Raw genomic sequence first — 16371 nt, 5'->3', positions numbered from 1 at the left:
CCCCCGCGCGGCGCCGCCCCGCCCGGCCGCCCGGCACGGCCCCCGCCGGCCCCGCGCCCCGACCGCTCACCGCCACCGCACCGCCCACCCGAACGAGACGACGGAGGAACACCACATGGACGAGAACACCCGCTACCAGGTGCTGCGCAACGACGAGGAGCAGTACTCCCTCTGGCCCGTCGACATCGAGGTGCCCGCGGGCTGGCAGCCCGTCGGCAAGGAGGGCACCGAGGCCGAGTGCTCCGCCTACGTCGACGAGGTCTGGACCGACATGCGCCCGAAGAGCCTGCGCGAGCGCATGGAGAACGCCGGCGCCTGACCGGCCGCGCCCCCACCACCACGCCGGGCCGGCCGCCCACGCCGGCCCGGCATCCCTCCCGACGCGTCGCCGTCCCGACGCGTCGCCGTCCCGGCGCCCCACCGCCCTCGGCCCCCGCCGCACCGCATCACTCCCGAGGAGCCCGCCATGACCCCCGTCCTGCGTACCGAACGCCTGGAGTTCCTCCCCTACCGGCCCGAGCACGAGGACGTCTTCGTCGCCCTGCTGCGCGACGCGGAGGTGTGCCGCTGGATGGGGCAGGACCTCGTGCCCGAACCGCGGATCCGCGAGCTGTTCCGCGCCATCCTCACCGACGTCTACCCCCAGCAGCGCTTCGACGTGTGGGGCCTCTGGCTCGCCGGCGGCTACGTCGGCCACGCCGAGGTGAAGCCGACCGGCAACGTCGACGGCCACGAACTCGTCACCGCCCTCGCCCCGCGGTACTGGGGGCGCGGCCTGGGCGGCGAGGCGGTACGCGGCCTGCTCCGGCACGCCGCCGACAACCTCGGCCTCACCGAGGCCTACGGCATGGTGGGCGCCGAGAACACCGCCAGCCTGGCCCTGTGCCGCCGCCTGGGCTTCCGGCACGTCCGCGACGTCGTCGGCGAGGACGGCACCGTGACCAGACTGCTGGTCGTTTCCACCAGGGCCCGGGCGGGCGAGCCGACGGCCAAGGACCCCGTATGACCCGGCCCGGGCGGCGCCCTGGTGGAACTCGCGCTGCCCCTGCTGGCGCTCCAGCAGACCGGGTCGCCGACGCGGGCGACTGCCCGCCGGTGTCCTCGCCGCCCCGGCGGTCCAGCGGCGGCTGCGGCTGCCCGCCCTGATCACCCCGCTGTGCTGGGCGACCGTGATGATGGCGGTCGGCGCGATGCTGTCCGGCACGGTCCTGGCCGCCGTACCGCCGCCCGCCGCCCTCTTCGGCCACCAGGCCGCCGTCACCCCGGACCGGTTGCAGGGCCGCGCGGTCAGCGGGGTGCTGCTCGCCGCCGGCTCGGCCGGCGCGCTGCCGGCCCGCTGGAGCATGGCACCGGCCCCGCTGGTCCTCCCCCTGCTGGTGACCGCCGCCGCGGTGACGGCCACCCGCAGCAAGGCCCTGCGGACGGTGGCCGCACAGCCCATGGCCACAGGGGCTGCGCAGGAGGCTCACACGCGCTGTAATGGCGACGTGGTGAGTGAGGGTGCTGCGATCAGCAGGACGAGAGCGGAGCGTGCCGAAGTCGCCCTCGCCTCGCTGATGGCGTCGCCGGCCACCCCCGACAGGCTCCGCCGGATCCTCGAACAGGCACTGGTGTTCGCCGGGGCGTCCTTCGTCGCGGTGTACATGCCCGGCGGGGACCCCGGGCTGCTCTGCCTCGCCGAGTCGGCCGGCCTGCCGCACACCCTGTACGGCCTGCGCGACGGCTACCCGGCCGCCGGTGCCTCCCCGGTCGCCGAGGCCCACCGCACGGGAGTGCCGCAGTGGCTCGGCCCCGCCGAGCCGGCCGGCTGCCCGGACGAGCGCCGCACCCCGACCCCGGACTTCTCCCTCGCCGCCCTGCCCCTCGGCCCCGCGGGCGGCGGCTGCCTGCTGGCCGTCGGCGAGCACCCCGGCGGCTTCGGCACCGACGACCGGGCCTGCCTGGAGCTGATCGCCCGCACGATCGCCGTCCCCGCACCGATCGCCGCCGGTGACACCGGCGAGCTGCCCGAGGACGCCTTCAGCCTGGCCATGGACACCGGCCGGGTGGAGGTCGGCGAGGCGATCCTGCGGCTGTTCGGGATCGGCCGGGAGAGCTTCGACGGCCGCGTGGAGACCCTGCTGGGCCACACGGTGCCCGAGGACCTGCCCGCCCTGATGTCCGTGGTCGAGGCCGACCACATGTCCATCGGCGACCGCGAGCTGGAGTTCCGCATCCTGCAGCGCGACGGCCCGCCCAAGTGGCTGCGGCTGCGCGGCCGGCTGCTGCCCGGCGGCGAAGGCCGCTCCGCCCGGCTCGTCGGCACCGTCGCCGACGCCTCCACCCTGCGCTCCGACGTCACCGACGTGGCCCGGGTGCAGCGCCTGGCCGCCGCCCTCGCCACCGCCGGCACCGTCAAGGACGTCGGCCAGGCAGTCGTCGCCGCCCTGCGTACACCCCTGAAGGCCGACCGGATCGCCCTGGCCGAACTGGAGAACGACCGGCTCGTCGTCACCGTCCTCGACCCGCCCGAACCCGAGGCCTGGCCCGACGTGTGGCGCAGCGAATGGCGCACCGAGTGGCCCGACGCGCCGGTGCGCGCCATGCCCACCCTGGCCGCCGCGCTGCGCGATGGCCGGGCCAGGATCTGGCCCGCCGGCTCGCGGCTGGAGCCCGGCCTCGGCGAGGTCGGCCCCGGCGGTCTCGCGGTCCTGCCGCTGCCCGCCGGCGGTCGCATGGCCGGCGCCTGCCTGATCGGCTGGGACGAGCCGCACGACTTCGCGCCCGACGAACGCGCCCTGCTCACCGCCGCCGCCGGCCTCACCGGGGAGGCCCTGCTGCGCGCCCACGCCTTCGACGCCGAGCACGAACTCGTCGGCATGCTCCAGCGCACCCTGCTGCCCCGCCGGCTGCCCCGGCTGCCCGGCGGGGTCGCCGTCGCCCGCTACCTGCCCACGACGGCCGGCCTGGAGGTCGGCGGCGACTGGTACGACGTGATCCCGCTCGCCGAACACCACGTCGCCCTCGTCATCGGCGACGTCCAGGGCCACAACGCGGGCGCCGCCACCCTGATGGGCCAGATGCGCACCGCGCTGCGCGCCTACGCCGCCGAGGGCCACGCCCCGGACGTGGTCGTCGCGCACGCCAACCGGCTGCTCCTGGACATGGAGACCGACCTGTTCGCCACCTGCGCCTACGTCGACGTCGACATGGAGCAGGGCACCGCCTGGTGCGTCCGCGCCGGGCATCTGCAGCCGGTGCTGCGCCACCCGGACGGCACCACCGAGATCGTCCAGGCCGAGGGCGGTCCCCCGCTCGGCGTGCTCGACCGGGCCGACTTCCCGATGACCCCGCTGCGGCTGCAGCCCGGCACCGTGCTCGCGCTGACCACCGACGGCCTGGTGGAGTCCGCCGACTCCGACCTCGACGCCGGCATGGACCGGCTGGCCCGCGAACTGGCCGCCGCCGACCCCGCCCACCTCGGCCTGGTCGCCGACGCCCTGCTCACCGGCGCCCACCGCGGCGACGACGTCGCCCTGCTGCTGATGCGCTACGACGGCATGGCCGTACGGCCGCTGCGGGAGACCTGGACGGTGTGGCGGGTGCCCGAGGCGGTCCGGCACGCCCGCCGCTTCACCCGGCGCACCCTGCGCGCCTGGGGCATCCCCCGGGACATGCTCGACACGGCCCTGCTGGTCGTCTCCGAACTCGTCACCAACGCCCTCGTGCACACCGGCGGCCCGGTCCGGCTCGACATGAGCCTGGTCAACCACCGGCTGCGGCTCGCCGTCGCCGACTCCTCGCCGCGCAGCCCCGTGAAGCCCGCCAGCATCGGCTGGGAGGCCACCGGCGGCCGGGGCATCCTGCTGGTCGAGGCCGTGTCGGTGGCCTGGGGGACGGTCCCGGTCAGCGGCGGCAAACTGGTGTGGGCGGACCTCGTCCCCGACGGCTGACCCGCCACTCGGGTACGGGTCGGGGCGCCCCCGGCAGGTCGGCGCGGGCCCGCCCGCCGCACCTGCCTAGGGTCGGTTGGCGTGTCACACACCTTCGAAGAACTGGTCGCGAAGCAGCGCGCGGCCGACGCCGCCCAGACCCAGGTCCAGGAACTGCGGGACGCCTACGGGCCGCCTGCCGAGCGGCGGATGACGGGCGCCCAGTCGGGCACCTACGAGACCGCCCTGCGCGCCTGGCGGGACCTGGCCCGGGACGTGCAGACCGCGATCAGCGAATACGCCAAGGACACGGGCCGGCCGCGGGCCGAGGTGGAGGCCGAGGTGGAGCGGGCCGCCGCGGCGGAGGACACATGAGCCGAGCCGGCCGACATGCCGAGCGGCTCGTGGACGCGGCCGACGCGCGACTGCCCGTCCTGGAGGGCGGCTCGCTGCTGCGCAAGGCGTTCCCCCACCACTGGTCCTTCTTCCTCGGCGAACTCGCCCTGTACAGCCTGCTCGTGCTGATCCTGACCGGCGTGTGGCTGACGTTCTTCTTCCAGCCGGAGATGCGCGAGGTCGTCTACGCGGGCCCCTACGCACCGCTGCGCGGCGTGCGCATGTCGGCCGCGTTCGACTCCACCCTGCGCATCAGTTTCGACGTGCGCGGCGGACTGCTGATGCGGCAGGCCCACCACTGGGCCGCGCTCGTCTTCGTCGCCGCGATCGGCCTGCACATGCTGCGGATCTTCTTCACCGGCGCCTTCCGCCGGCCCCGGGAGCTGAACTGGGCCATCGGGCTGACCCTGTTCGTGGTCTCCCTCGCCGAGGGATTCGCCGGCTACTCCCTCCCCGACGACCTGCTCTCCGGGACCGGGCTGCGCATCGCGCAGGGCATCATGCTCTCCATCCCCGTGGTGGGCACGTACGTGGCCTTCTTCGCGTTCGGCGGCCAGTTCCCGGCCCACGACATCATCACCCGCCTCTACCCGCTGCACGTCCTGCTGCTCCCGGGCGCCCTCATCGGCCTGGTGACGGTGCATCTGATCCTGGTCTTCCACCTGAAGCACACCCAGTGGCGCGGCCCCGGCCGCACCCGCCGCAACGTCCTCGGCAAACCCCTCTTCCCGCAGTTCGCCGCCTCCTCCGCCGGCCTGTCCCTGACCGTCTTCGGCGTACTGGTCCTGCTGTCCGCCGTGGCCCAGATCAACCCGATCTGGAACTACGGGCCCTACCGCCCCGACGTGGTCTCCAGCGGCTCCCAGCCCGACTGGTACGTCGGCTTCATGGAGGGCGCGCTCCGGCTCGTACCGCCGTGGGAGACGAACGTCGCCGGGCACACCCTCATGTGGAACGTGCTGCTCCCGGCCGTCGTCCTGCCCGGCCTGCTGTTCGCCGTGCTCTACGCCTACCCGTTCGTGGAGCAGCGTCTGACGGGGGAGTGGCACCGCGAGCAGCACCTGTGCGACCGGCCGCGCGAGCGTCCCGTACGCACCGGCCTCGGCGTCGCGGGCACCGTCTTCTACGCCGTGCTGCTGCTGGCCGGCGGCAACGACATCATCGCCCTGACCTTCCGGATCTCCATCGAGGCCCTCACCTGGGCGCTGCGTGTCGCCCTCGTGGTGGCACCCGTCCTCGCGTTCCTGGTGACCCGGTGGCTGTGCCGGGCCCTGACGGCGGCCGAGCGGGAGCGCCTCGCCGAGGGCGTGCCCACCGGCGAGATCCGCCAGAGCGTCACCGGCGGCTACGACAGCGACCGCGAACCCGTCGCGGCGTTCCGGCCCGGCGCCCCCCGCAGGCCCCTCACCGGTGCCCGTACTGGAACACCATCCCGAACACGGCGCGCGCCAGAACGCCGAGCCCGATGAGGAACAGCCACAGCCCGTAGACGACGCCGGTCGCCGTCACCGCGACGCCGAGCGCGGTGACGACCGGCCACAGGCTCTCGTCCGGGAAGAACGCCACCGGCCCGGCCGCGTCCGCCACTTCCGCGTCGGTGCGGTCCTGCGCGCGGGTGCCCCGGCGCCGGTACTGGATCAGGCAGAAGAAGGCGACCAGCGCCGCCATCCCGAACGCGACGACCAGCGCGGTCGTGCCCGTCTCGTCCCGCGACCACACCCCGTACAGGGCGGCGCAGCCACCGAAGAACAGCGCCACCCCGCCGAACAGCATCGCCTCCGTCTTCATCGCAGTCCCTCCTCCTCGGCCATCCGAACGACCTGCGGATGGTGCAGGTCGAACGCGGGTGACTCGGACCGGACGCGGGGCAGCGCGACGAAGTTGTGCCGGGGCGGCGGGCAGGACGTCGCCCACTCCAGACCCCGCCCCCACCCCCAGGGATCGTCCAGGGTGACCCTGACGCCCTTGGCCGCGGTGCGCCACACGTTGTAGAGGAACGGCAGCGTGGACACGCCCAGCAGGAACGCGCCCGCCGACGACAGCGTGTTGAGCAGCGTGAAGCCGTCCCCGGGCAGGTAGTCGGCGTACCGGCGCGGCATCCCCTGCTCGCCGAGCCAGTGCTGCACCAGGAAGGTCAGCTGGAACCCCGGGAACAGCAGCCAGAAGTGCACCTTGCCGAGCCGCTCGTCCAGCATCTTCCCGGTGAACTTGGGCCACCAGAAGTAGAACCCGGCGAACATCGCGAACACCACCGTGCCGAACAGCACGTAGTGCAGGTGCGCCACGATGAAGTACGAGTCGGTCAGGTGGAAGTCGAGCGGCGGTGAGGCGATCAGCACCCCGCTGAGCCCGCCCAGCAGGAACGACACCAGGAAGCCCAGCGACCACAGCATCGGCGTCTCGAACGAGACCGACCCGCGCACCATCGTCCCGATCCACGCGAAGAACTTGATGCCCGTGGGCACCGCGATCAGGAACGACATGATCGAGAAGAAGGGCAGCAACACCGCACCGGTGGCGAACATGTGGTGCGCCCACACCACCGCCGACAGCATGGTGATCGTGGTCGTCGCCCCGATCATCGGCAGATAGCCGAAGAGCGGCTTGCGGGAGAAGACCGGGATGATCTCCGAGATGATCCCGAAGAACGGCAGGGCCACGATGTAGACCTCGGGATGCCCGAAGAACCAGAACAGGTGCTGCCACAGCAGCGCGCCGCCGTTCGCCGCGTCGAAGACGTGCGCCCCGAACTTCCGGTCCGCCTCCAGCGCCAGCAGCGCCGCCGTGAGCACCGGGAACGCGGGCAGGATCAGGATCGACGTGAACAGCACGTTCCAGGTGAACATCGGCATCCGGAACATGGTCATGCCCGGCGCGCGCAGACACATGATCGTGGCGATGAAGTTCACCGCGGTCAGCGTCGTCGACACACCCGACACGACCAGCCCCATGGCCCACAGGTCACCGCCGGCGCCGGGGGAGAAGTAGGCACTGTTCAGGGGCGCGTAGGCGAACCAGCCGAACGCCGCCGCCCCGCCCGGCACCAGGAACCCCGACACCACGATCAGACCGCCGAACAGGTACATCCAGTACGACAGCGCGTTCAGCCGAGGGAAGGCGAGGTCGGGGGCGCCGATCTGCAGCGGCATCACGGCGTTGGCGAACCCGGCGAACATCGGCGTCGCGAACAGCAGCATCATGATCGTGCCGTGGATGGTGAAGAACTGGTCGTAGCCCTGCCGGCTCAGGAACTGCATGCCCGGCCGGGCCAGTTCGGCGCGCATCGCTAGGGCCAGCAGCCCGGCCAGCAGGAAGAAGCAGAACGCCGTGACCATGTAGAGGCGGCCGATCACCTTGTGGTCGGTCGTGGAGACCCAGCGCAGCAGGGTCCGGCCCGGGCGTGGAGCGGGCGCCGTGTACCGGGCGGTGATCTCCAGGATTTCTGACATCTGCGGCGATTCGGTCATCGCGGGTGACGCTACTCCCGGCAGCCGGAGGCCCGCCCGCGCCACGCCCTGCGCGTCCACGGCGGTGTGCGCCGCCGGTTGCGCCGATCGGCTGACGGTCACCGCGCCGGGCATTCCCGGCCCGCCCCCGGGTACCCGGCGCCCATGGACACCGCCATGTACCAAGCAGCTTCCGGCGTACAGGTCTTCGGGTACGTCGTCCTTCTCGTCGCGGGCGTGGCCTGCGCAGGCGGGCTGATCTGGGCCTTCCGGCTGGGCAACACGGTGCGCCGGCGCGAACCGCGCCCGCCCCGCCCCGACGAGCAGCCCCGTATGCCGCCGTCCGGGCCCGTCCGTGAGATCCGTGAGATGCGCGAGCCCGACGAGGTGCCCCGGGCCGCCGACGACAGCGAACGCCTCACCCCGTACCGGCTCGGCACCCTCCGCACCAAGCGCGCCGGCGACCAGCGCCGCCCGCGCTGGTCCCCCGGTTCGAGCGGGTCCTTCGGCGGAGGTGGCGGCGGCCGGACCTGACCGCCGCCGCCCGCCAGGGTTTGCCCGCACCCGGGGGAGGGGACCCGGGCACGACATGCAGAAGTGCAGAAGGAAGATGACGGACGTGACCGCGCACAGCAGTGAGAAGCCCGCCCTGCCCTACTCCGAGACCGGATGGGCGAAGGCCCGCCGTCGGCGGGGCCGTGGGATGCGCACCTGCCTCCCCGCCGTCGAGGACCGGGCGTCCGCCGAGCGGCGCGGCGCCCCGGCCGAGGACAACATCGTCCGGGGCGAGGACTGACCGGCCCTCGTCCGCCGGTCAGGCGCGGGTCTTGGCGAGCAGCTCCAGGATCTCGGCGGTCGTGCCGGACTCGCCGAGCCGCGGGAAGATCCGCTCGACGCTGTTGGCGTGCGCCTCGGCGTCGGCGTCGGCCATGGCGTCCGTGGCGAGGGTGACGTGGTAGCCGTGCGCGTAGGCGTCACGGGCGGTGGACTCGACGCCGATGCTGGTGGCGATCCCGGTCAGCACGATCTGCGTGATGCCCCGGCGGCGCAGCTGGACGTCCAGGTCGGTGCCGTGGAAGGCGCTCCAGTTGTGCTTGGTGACGCGGATGTCGCCGGGGTGGCCGGACAGTTCGCCGACGATGACGTCCCAGCCCTCCGGGAAGGCGAGCCCGCGCGGCCCGCGCTCGACGCGGCCGGGGACGGCGTCCGCGCCGTCGGCGGCGAAGGAGACCCGGACGAGGACCACGGGCAACCCGTGGGAGCGGAACGCGCCGGCCAGTTCGGCGGTGCGGGACACGACGTCCGGGCCCGGGTACGGCTGGGTGGGCATGGCCACGATGCCGTGCTGCAGATCGATCGCGACGAGGGCGGTGCGGGCGTCGAGCGTGGTGAGCGACATGGGTCGGTCAGACCTTTCGAGTGGTTCGGGAGGTGCGCCGGCCGAGGGAACGGCCGGGCGGGATCGTCGCCGGCAGCAGCGCGGAGCCGACGAGCGTGAACAGGGCCGGGCTCGAGGAGTCGACCGGGTTCCGGACCGAGCCGAGGGCCATCGGCGGCACGAGCCGCCGGTCGGACCCGGCGGGGGACGGGCCGCCGGTGCCCGTGCGGGCGCCGGGCCTCGGTATCACTGTCGGGAGAGCCGTTCCATCAGCTCCAGCGCCGCGAGGACCGTCTGCCGCTCCTCCTCGGTGTAGCGGTCCTGGAAGGCGCGGGCCAGCCATTCCTCGCGCACCTGCCGGTTCCCCGCGATCCGGGCCCGGCCGCCGTCGGTCAGGGTGACCAGCTGGCGGCGGCCGTCGTCGGGGTCGGGGGCGCGGCGGATCAGCCCGTGCTGGTCCAGGGCGGCCAGCGTGGTGGCCATGGACTGCGGGCGCACGCCCTCGGCGGCGGCGAGCGCGCTGGCCGTGGCCGCGCCGTGCTTGCCGACCAGGGTGAGCGCCGACTCCTGCGAGGGACTGAGGTCGGCGTCCTGCGCCACCTCCCGGATGCGGCGTCGCAGCCTGCTGAACACCACGCGCAGATCGCGTGCGGCACGGGCGGCGGAGTCGGAGATGTCGGCCATGGCGCCACGCTACGACCGACAGGCCAGACTGTCCAGCCAAGGCTGTTCAGTTTTGACTGTCCATTTGCCCGGGTACTCGCCCGGCCTCGGACCGGGCAGCACGTCGGTGAAGCGAAGGAGCCCAGATGACCTCTCCGGACAGCTCCGGCCTCCAGGCGGCCCTCCGCGCCGAGGTGGACGGCGAGGTCCGCTTCGACGCGGGCAGCCGCGGCGCCTACGCCACGGACGGATCCAACTACCGGCAGGTCCCGCTGGGCGTCGTCGTCCCCCGCACCGTGGAGGCGGGCGCCCGGGCACTGTCGGTGTGCGCGCGCTTCGCCGCACCCGTCCTCTCCCGGGGCGGCGGCACCAGCCTGGCCGGCCAGTCGACCAACACCGCCGTGGTGATCGACTGGAGCAAGTACTGCACCGCCCTGCTCTCCGTCGACCCGGAGCGGCGCACCTGCGTCGTGGAGCCCGGCATCGTCCTGGACGAACTCAACCGGCAACTCGCCCGGCACCGGCTCCAGTTCGGGCCGAAACCGTCGACCCACAGCCACTGCGCGCTCGGCGGCATGATCGGCAACAACTCCTGCGGCGGCTCCGCCCAGGCGTACGGCAAGACCGTCGACAACGTCCGGCGCCTGGAGATCCTCACCTACGACGGGCAGCGCGCCTGGGTCGGCCCCACCCCGCCCGACGAGCGCGCCCGGATCATCGCCGGCGGCGGCCGGCTCGCCGAGATCCACGCCGGCCTGGACCGCATCGCCACCGAGTACCTGGCCGACATCCGCCGCGGCTACCCCAAGATCCCGCGCCGCGTCTCCGGCTACAACCTGGACTCCCTGCTGCCCGAGAACGGCTTCGACGTGGCCAAGGCGCTCGTCGGCAGCGAGGGCACCCTGGTGACCGTGCTGCGCGCCGAACTCGACCTGGTGCCCGTGCCGCCGTACGAGTCCCTGCTCGTCCTCGGCTACGACGACATCTGTGCCGCCGCCGACGACGTCCCCCGCCTCCTGGAGCACAGCGCCCCCACCCAGCTGGAGGCCCTCGACGGGCGCATGGCCCAGCTGATGCGCGAGGAGGGCGCCTACCTGGACTCGCTCGCCGTCCTTCCCGAGGGCGACAGCTGGCTGATGGTGCAGTACGGCGGCGACAGCCAGGAGGACGTCGACGGACAGGCGCACGCGCTGCTGCGAGCCCTCGGCCGGGGCGAGCGGGACCCGCGCGTCGCCTTCTCCGACGAGCCCGCCCGCGAGCACAGGATGCTCCGGGCCCGGGAGGCCGGGCTCGGCGTGACCGCCCGCCCGCCGGACGACCGGGAGACCTGGGAGGGCTGGGAGGACTCCGCCGTACCGCCCGAACGCCTCGGCGACTATCTGCGTGACCTCAAGCGGCTGTTCGAGGAGTTCGGCTACGACCATCCGTCCCTGTACGGCCACTTCGGGCAGGGCTGCGTCCACACCCGCATCCCCTTCGGCCTGAAGACCGCCCAGGGCGTGGCCGACTTCCGCCGCTTCGTGGAACGCGCCGCCGACCTCGTCACCTCCTACGGCGGCTCCCTCTCCGGGGAGCACGGGGACGGCCAGTCACGGGGCGAGCTGCTCACCCGGATGTTCGGCGAACGGCTCGTCACCGCGTTCGGCGAGCTGAAGGCGGTCTTCGACCCCGGCAACCGGATGAACCCCGGCAAGATCGTCCACCCCAACCCCGTCGACGGCCAGCTGCGGCTCGGCCCGGACTGGCGGCCCGCCACCCCGGCGACCCACTTCGGCTTCCCCGAGGACGACCACTCCTTCAACCGCGCGGTGATGCGCTGCGTCGGCATCGGCAACTGCCGTGGCCACTCGGGCGGCGTCATGTGCCCCTCGTACCGGGCCACGATGGAGGAGGAGCACTCCACCCGAGGCCGGGCCCGGCTGCTGTTCGAGATGCTCGACGGGCACGCCGACTCCGCGATCAAGGACGGCTGGCGCTCCACCGCCGTACGCGACGCGCTCGACCTCTGCCTGGCCTGCAAGGGCTGCAAGTCCGACTGCCCGACCGGCGTCGACATGGCCACCCTCAAGGCGGAGTTCCTCTCCCACCACTACGCGGGCCGCGTCCGCCCCGCCGCGCACTACGCCCTGGGCTGGCTGCCGGTGTGGGCGCGGCTCTCCCGCCTCGCCCCCGCGCTGGTCAACTCCGCGCTGCACGCCCCCGGTCCGGCGCGCGCGGGCAAGCTGCTGGCCGGCATCGACCCCGCCCGCCCGGCACCCGTGTTCGCCGCGGAGTCCTTCCTCCAGTGGTGGCGGGCGCGCGGCCCGGACGAGCCCGACCCGGCCGACCCGCGCACGGTCGTCCTGTGGCCCGACACCTTCAGCACCTACTTCCACCCCTCGGTCGCCCGGTCGGCCGTCCGGGTCCTGGAGGACGCGGGCTTTCGCGTCGCCGTCCCCTCCCGGCCGGTGTGCTGCGGTCTGACCTGGATCTCCACCGGCCAACTCCCCACCGCCAAAAGGGTGCTGCGCCACTCCCTCGGCGTGCTGAGCCCCTACCTGGAGGCCGGCACCCCGGTGATCGGCCTGGAGCCCTCCTGCACGGCCGTGTTCCGCGCCGACGCCCCGGAGCTGCTGTCCGGCGACCAGGACGTCCAGCGGCTCGCCGGCCAGACCCGCACCCTCGCCGAACAGCTCGTCCACCACGCCCCCGACGGCTGGCGGCCACCGTGGCTCGCCCGGCAGGCGACCGTGCAGACCCACTGCCACCAGCACGCCGTCATGAAGTTCGACGCCGACCGCGAACTGATGCGCCGCGCCCATCTCGACGCCGAGGTGCTCGACGAGGGCTGCTGCGGCCTGGCCGGCAACTTCGGCTTCGAACGCGGCCACCACGAAGTGTCCCTGGCCGTCGCCGAACTGGGCGTCCTGCCCGCCGTCCGCGGCGCCGCCCCGGACAGCCTGATCCTCGCCGACGGCTTCAGCTGCCGCACCCAGATCGAACAGGGCAACACCGGCCGCCGCGCCCTCCACCTCGCCGAGGCCCTCGCGTTCGCCCTCGACGGCAACCTGCCCAGCGACCACCCGGAGCGCCTGGCCGACCGCCCGCCCGAGCCGTCCCGCACGGCCCGCTGGGCGACGACCGCCTCCGTGGCCGCCCTCGCCGCCGGCGCCGTGGGCGGGATGCGGCGGCTGAGGAGGTGACCGTGAGCGACCAGCCGGCCGTCGACGCGGTCGACACCGCCGTCTACACCGTCCCCACGGACGCCCCCGAGGCCGACGGCACCCTCGCCTGGGACCGGACCACCCTCGTCCTGGTCACCGTCCACGCCGGCACCACCACCGGACTCGGCTACACCTACGCGCCCGCCGCCACCGCCCACATCGTCCGCGAACTCCTCGCCGGCACCGTCACCGGCCTCACCGCCCACGACGTCCCGCGCGCCAACGAGCGCATGTGCCGTGCCGTGCGCAACGCCGGACTGCCCGGCGTGGCCGCCCAGGCGATCGCCGCCGTCGACATCGCCCTGTGGGACCTCAAGGCCCGCCTGCTCGGCCTGCCCCTCGTCCGCCTGCTGGGCGCCGCCCGCGACGACGTGCCCGTCTACGGCAGCGGGGGCTTCACCACCTACGACACCGCCCGGCAGGAGCGCCAACTGCGCGACTGGACCGAGGAGCAGGGCATCCCCCGCGTCAAGATCAAGATCGGGGAGTCGTGGGGCACCCGGGAGGACCGCGACCTGCAACGCGTCGCCCGCGCGCGCACCGCCATCGGCGACACGGCCGAGCTGTACGTGGACGCCAACGGCGCCTACACCGGCGGCCAGGCGGTACGCGTCGCGGGCCGGCTCACCGACCAGGGCGTGACCTGGTTCGAGGAACCCGTCTCCTCCGACCACCTCACCACCCTCGCGGACATCCGCGGCCGGGTCCCGATGGACGTCACCGCCGGCGAATACGGCTACACCCTCCCGTACTTCGCGCACATGCTGGCCGCCGGGGCCGTCGACTGTCTCCAGGCCGACGTCACCCGGTGCGGGGGCATCACCGTGTGGCTGCGCGCCGCCGCCCTCGCCCACGCGCACGGGCTCGACGTCTCCGGGCACTGCGCGCCCCACGCCCACGCCCATGTCGCCGCCGCCGTGCCCAACCTGCGCCATCTGGAGTGGTTCCACGACCACGTCCGCATCGAACGGCTCCTGTTCGACGGCGTCCTCGACCCGGTCGGCGGCACCCTCACCCCGGGCGCCGACGGGGCACCCGGCCTCGGCCTCACGCTCGTGGAGGAGCGGGCGGCGCCCTACCGGGTGGAATGAGACGACCGCTGCGCAACTTTCGGAGAGAGCCTTGGCAGAGGAGAGGACCATGCCCCCCACCGTCGTCATCACCGGTGCCAGCGCCGGCATCGGCCGCGCCACCGCCCGCCTGTACGCCCGGCGCGGCGCCGACGTCGTCCTGGTCGCGCGCGGCGAGGGCGGCCTGGCGGCGGCGGCCGACGAGGTCGCGGCGCTCGGCGGCCGGCCCCTGGTGCAGCGCGCCGACGTGGCCGACCCGGCCCAGACGGAGGCCGTCGCCGAGGCCGCGGAGAAGGAGTTCGGCCCGGTCGACATCTGGATCAACTGCGCCTTCGCCAGCGTGTTCGCCCCGTTCGACGAGATCACGCCCGAGGAGTACCGGCGGATCACGGACGTGACCTATCTCGGCTTCGTCAACGGCACCCGCTCCGCCCTGAAACGCATGCTGCCCCGCGACCGGGGCACGATCGTGCAGGTCGGCTCCGCGCTCGGCGAGCGGTCGATCCCGCTGCAGTCGGCGTACTGCGGAGCCAAGCACGCCATCAACGGCTTCACCTCCTCGCTGCGCACGGAACTGCTGCACCGCGGCAGCAACGTGCACGTCACCGTCGCCCAGCTGCCCGCCGTCAACACCCCCCAGTTCGAGTGGGTCCGCTCCCGGCTCGCCCGGCACCCCATGCCCGTCCCGCCGATCTACCAGCCCGAGGTCGCCGCCCGGGGCGTGCTCCACGCCGCCGACCATCCGGGCCGCAAGCAGTACTACATCGGCGCCACCACCGTCGCCACGATCTGGGCCAACCGGCTCGCCCCCGCGCTGCTCGACCGCTATCTGGCCCGCACCGGCTTCGACTCCCAGCAGACCGACCGCATCCCGCCCACCGGCCTGGACAACCTCTTCACGCCGGCCGACCGGGAACCCGCCGACGACCAGGGCGCCCACGGCTCCTTCGACGACAGCGCACACGCCCGTTCCTGGCAGGAGACCCTGGCCCGGCACCCCGCCGCCACGGCCCTCGGCGCGGGCGCCGCCCTGCTGGGCACCGTACGCGCCCTGCGTCACCTCACACCCCGGTCCGCATAGCCCGGCTACGGCCGGGCCCGGTCAGGCGGCGACGTCGAACCCGTGCAGCAGGCCGAGCCGCTTGAGTGTCGTCATGCCGGGGGTGCCGTCGGCGTCGCCGCCCGGCTCGGTTCCGTGGAACCCGCACCGCTCCTGCCAGAGGCTGTAGGCGCTGCGCGTGGCCGATCCGGCGTGCCCGTCGGCGTACTGCTTGGCGAGCAGTTTCTCGGCGACGAGGGCGTTCTCGACGTAGATCGTCGGCTTGTACGAGACCGGCGTGCCCTCGCGGGGCGCGTCCTTCTCGAACGCTGCGACCAGCTTCGAGAGGGACACGACCGGACGCTTCGAGCCCGTGCCGCCGCCCGTGTCGGGCGTCTTCGGAGATCTCTTGTACTCGGGGCGGCCGAACCCGGCGATGTCGTGCACGTCCCTCGCGCGCCTCGCGCACACGTCCGCGGTGTTGCCCTCGATCGTGAACACGTGCCGGTGGTCGGCCGAGACGCCCGTGACGATACCGACGTGATCGATCCTCGCGATCTCGGAACTGCCGTCCCAGTCGAAGAAGATGACGTCGCCACGGCGTATCCCGCTCGCCTTGATGCCGTCCGTCATGGCGTGCCACCGGCCGGCCGCCTTGAACCGGGCGGCGTGCGCCACGGTGTACGCGAAGTCGTGCCCGAACAGTACGGCGTCGCGTTCGTCGGCCCGCGTCGCCCAGTAGGACACCGCGGCGTCGCACCAGGCGAAGTTGCCGTTGTAGTCGGCGCCGTTCCGTTCGCGGTACCACTGCTGGATCGCGTTCGGCTCGCCGGTTCCGATCCACTTCTCGGCGGCTGCGATCATCGCGTCGACGCTCATGCCGACGTGCCTCCCTCCGTGGTGTCGCCGTGGCCGACGGGCTGTTCGGGGGCGGAGTGGAACCCGGCCCCGTCCGCCGGGCCGTACTGCTCGGCGAGCAGCTGTGCCTCGTTCGCGACGGTCGGGCCGTTGCCGGTCTGGCTGAGGTGCCGCGCCTGTTCGTGCTGATCGCCGAGCCGCTCGGGGATCGGCCGTGCTGTGTCACCCATGGATGAGCCCCTTCTGCGCGGGCATGGGAAACGCCCCGGCCGGGTCGGCTCGGGGCGTGGGAATGCGGCAGTCGCGCCGCTCGTGTCACTGGCGTCGTCCAGCCACGTTGGCGTCCGACCTGGTGCGTACCTGCAAGTATACCCAGTCGCCCTCGCCGTCGCCCGCGTTGTTGCGCG

17 protein-coding genes are annotated in these 16371 nt (G+C 73.6%); 10 read left to right on the top strand and 7 right to left on the bottom strand.

Annotation, left to right across the window (positions count from 1 at the left end):
- Positions 1 to 115: 115 nt before the first annotated feature.
- The 5 genes from ABZ937_RS24110 to ABZ937_RS24090 all read left to right on the top strand — a co-directional run bounded on the left by ABZ937_RS24110 (position 116) and on the right by ABZ937_RS24090 (position 5776).
- Entirely contained in the window at positions 116 to 319 is a 204-nt protein-coding gene (locus ABZ937_RS24110) for an MbtH family NRPS accessory protein (protein ID WP_014676677.1), read from the top strand.
- A gap of 147 nt (positions 320 to 466) precedes the next feature.
- Positions 467 to 1006, top strand: coding sequence for a GNAT family N-acetyltransferase (locus tag ABZ937_RS24105; RefSeq protein WP_361695089.1), 540 nt, complete (start codon positions 467 to 469; stop codon positions 1004 to 1006).
- A gap of 433 nt (positions 1007 to 1439) precedes the next feature.
- Positions 1440 to 3932, top strand: a complete 2493-nt coding sequence (locus tag ABZ937_RS24100; protein ID WP_361695232.1) for a SpoIIE family protein phosphatase — start codon at positions 1440 to 1442, stop codon at positions 3930 to 3932.
- Between the two features lie 81 nt (positions 3933 to 4013).
- Complete coding sequence (locus ABZ937_RS24095; protein WP_361695087.1) at positions 4014 to 4286, top strand: hypothetical protein; 273 nt, start codon at positions 4014 to 4016, stop codon at positions 4284 to 4286.
- Positions 4283 to 5776 (top strand): ubiquinol-cytochrome c reductase cytochrome b subunit, encoded by a 1494-nt coding sequence (locus tag ABZ937_RS24090; protein WP_361695085.1) that lies wholly within the window; start codon positions 4283 to 4285, stop codon positions 5774 to 5776. Before ABZ937_RS24095 ends, ABZ937_RS24090 begins: the two co-directional genes overlap by 4 nt.
- On the opposite strand, the gene ABZ937_RS24085 is transcribed toward ABZ937_RS24090, so the two are convergent.
- Both ABZ937_RS24085 and ctaD read right to left on the bottom strand, forming a co-directional pair.
- The gene (locus ABZ937_RS24085; protein WP_361695083.1) at positions 5712 to 6095 is read right to left on the bottom strand and encodes a cytochrome c oxidase subunit 4; all 384 of its coding nucleotides are present in this window, start codon (positions 6093 to 6095) and stop codon (positions 5712 to 5714) included. The genes ABZ937_RS24090 and ABZ937_RS24085 overlap by 65 nt on opposite strands.
- Positions 6092 to 7756: a cytochrome c oxidase subunit I gene (gene ctaD, locus ABZ937_RS24080; RefSeq protein WP_361695230.1), complete on the bottom strand. Its 1665-nt coding sequence runs from the start codon at positions 7754 to 7756 to the stop codon at positions 6092 to 6094. Before ctaD ends, ABZ937_RS24085 begins: the two co-directional genes overlap by 4 nt.
- A gap of 174 nt (positions 7757 to 7930) precedes the next feature.
- Between ctaD and ABZ937_RS24075 the strand changes: the two genes are divergently transcribed.
- Complete coding sequence (locus tag ABZ937_RS24075) at positions 7931 to 8287, top strand: DUF6479 family protein (RefSeq protein ID WP_361695081.1); 357 nt, start codon at positions 7931 to 7933, stop codon at positions 8285 to 8287.
- Between the two features lie 76 nt (positions 8288 to 8363).
- A complete protein-coding gene (locus ABZ937_RS24070; RefSeq protein ID WP_361695244.1) occupies positions 8364 to 8549 on the top strand; it encodes a hypothetical protein in 186 nt (61 codons plus the stop codon).
- An 18-nt stretch (positions 8550 to 8567) separates the two neighbouring features.
- Here the strand turns inward: ABZ937_RS24070 and ABZ937_RS24065 are convergent, their stop codons facing one another.
- The 3 genes from ABZ937_RS24065 to ABZ937_RS24055 are packed head-to-tail and all read right to left on the bottom strand — an operon-like array spanning position 8568 to position 9815.
- Positions 8568 to 9152 carry a hydrolase gene (locus ABZ937_RS24065; RefSeq protein WP_361695080.1) on the bottom strand — a complete coding sequence of 195 codons (585 nt, stop codon included), beginning with the start codon at positions 9150 to 9152 and terminating at the stop codon, positions 8568 to 8570.
- A gap of 7 nt (positions 9153 to 9159) precedes the next feature.
- Entirely contained in the window at positions 9160 to 9381 is a 222-nt protein-coding gene (locus ABZ937_RS24060; RefSeq protein WP_361695078.1) for a hypothetical protein, read from the bottom strand.
- A complete protein-coding gene (locus tag ABZ937_RS24055) occupies positions 9378 to 9815 on the bottom strand; it encodes a MarR family transcriptional regulator (protein WP_361695076.1) in 438 nt (145 codons plus the stop codon). The genes ABZ937_RS24060 and ABZ937_RS24055 overlap by 4 nt, the downstream gene beginning before the upstream one ends.
- 125 nt (positions 9816 to 9940) lie before the next feature.
- On the opposite strand from ABZ937_RS24055, the gene ABZ937_RS24050 reads away from it, so the two are divergent.
- The 3 genes from ABZ937_RS24050 to ABZ937_RS24040 are packed head-to-tail and all read left to right on the top strand — an operon-like array spanning position 9941 to position 15148.
- Positions 9941 to 12976, top strand: a complete 3036-nt coding sequence (locus tag ABZ937_RS24050) for an FAD-linked oxidase C-terminal domain-containing protein (RefSeq protein WP_361695074.1) — start codon at positions 9941 to 9943, stop codon at positions 12974 to 12976.
- 2 nt (positions 12977 to 12978) lie between these two features.
- On the top strand, positions 12979 to 14088 hold the full coding sequence (locus ABZ937_RS24045; RefSeq protein WP_361695072.1) for an enolase C-terminal domain-like protein: 1110 nt from the start codon (positions 12979 to 12981) through the stop codon (positions 14086 to 14088).
- Between the two features lie 49 nt (positions 14089 to 14137).
- Positions 14138 to 15148: an SDR family oxidoreductase gene (locus ABZ937_RS24040; protein ID WP_361695070.1), complete on the top strand. Its 1011-nt coding sequence runs from the start codon at positions 14138 to 14140 to the stop codon at positions 15146 to 15148.
- A gap of 21 nt (positions 15149 to 15169) precedes the next feature.
- Here ABZ937_RS24040 and ABZ937_RS24035 read toward each other — a convergent pair whose 3' ends face one another.
- Positions 15170 to 15985, bottom strand: coding sequence for a CHAP domain-containing protein (locus tag ABZ937_RS24035; RefSeq protein WP_361695068.1), 816 nt, complete (start codon positions 15983 to 15985; stop codon positions 15170 to 15172).
- The gene (locus tag ABZ937_RS24030; protein ID WP_361695066.1) at positions 15982 to 16194 is read right to left on the bottom strand and encodes a hypothetical protein; all 213 of its coding nucleotides are present in this window, start codon (positions 16192 to 16194) and stop codon (positions 15982 to 15984) included. The genes ABZ937_RS24035 and ABZ937_RS24030 overlap by 4 nt, the downstream gene beginning before the upstream one ends.
- Positions 16195 to 16371: the final 177 nt, after the last annotated feature.

The sequence above is a fragment of the Streptomyces sp. NPDC046727 genome, from assembly GCF_040645635.1.
Lineage (GTDB): Bacteria > Actinomycetota > Actinomycetes > Streptomycetales > Streptomycetaceae > Streptomyces.
Note: the sequence above shows the minus strand (reverse complement) of the source record. Positions and strands in the feature narration are given on the sequence as shown.

Excerpts from the sequence above, each read along its gene's own strand:
- ABZ937_RS24085 (WP_361695083.1), bottom strand. The coding sequence starts at position 6,095 with ATGAAGACGGAGGCGATGCTGTTCGGCGGGGTGGCGCTGTTCTTCGGT.
- ABZ937_RS24090 (WP_361695085.1), top strand. The coding sequence starts at position 4,283 with ATGAGCCGAGCCGGCCGACATGCCGAGCGGCTCGTGGACGCGGCCGAC.
- ABZ937_RS24110 (WP_014676677.1), top strand. The coding sequence starts at position 116 with ATGGACGAGAACACCCGCTACCAGGTGCTGCGCAACGACGAGGAGCAG.
- ABZ937_RS24040 (WP_361695070.1), top strand. The coding sequence starts at position 14,138 with ATGCCCCCCACCGTCGTCATCACCGGTGCCAGCGCCGGCATCGGCCGC.
- ABZ937_RS24105 (WP_361695089.1), top strand. The coding sequence starts at position 467 with ATGACCCCCGTCCTGCGTACCGAACGCCTGGAGTTCCTCCCCTACCGG.
- ABZ937_RS24100 (WP_361695232.1), top strand. The coding sequence starts at position 1,440 with ATGGCCACAGGGGCTGCGCAGGAGGCTCACACGCGCTGTAATGGCGAC.
- ABZ937_RS24050 (WP_361695074.1), top strand. The coding sequence starts at position 9,941 with ATGACCTCTCCGGACAGCTCCGGCCTCCAGGCGGCCCTCCGCGCCGAG.
- ABZ937_RS24030 (WP_361695066.1), bottom strand. The coding sequence starts at position 16,194 with ATGGGTGACACAGCACGGCCGATCCCCGAGCGGCTCGGCGATCAGCAC.
- ABZ937_RS24075 (WP_361695081.1), top strand. The coding sequence starts at position 7,931 with ATGTACCAAGCAGCTTCCGGCGTACAGGTCTTCGGGTACGTCGTCCTT.
- ABZ937_RS24070 (WP_361695244.1), top strand. The coding sequence starts at position 8,364 with ATGACGGACGTGACCGCGCACAGCAGTGAGAAGCCCGCCCTGCCCTAC.
- ctaD (WP_361695230.1), bottom strand. The coding sequence starts at position 7,756 with ATGTCAGAAATCCTGGAGATCACCGCCCGGTACACGGCGCCCGCTCCA.
- ABZ937_RS24065 (WP_361695080.1), bottom strand. The coding sequence starts at position 9,152 with ATGTCGCTCACCACGCTCGACGCCCGCACCGCCCTCGTCGCGATCGAT.
- ABZ937_RS24035 (WP_361695068.1), bottom strand. The coding sequence starts at position 15,985 with ATGAGCGTCGACGCGATGATCGCAGCCGCCGAGAAGTGGATCGGAACC.
- ABZ937_RS24055 (WP_361695076.1), bottom strand. The coding sequence starts at position 9,815 with ATGGCCGACATCTCCGACTCCGCCGCCCGTGCCGCACGCGATCTGCGC.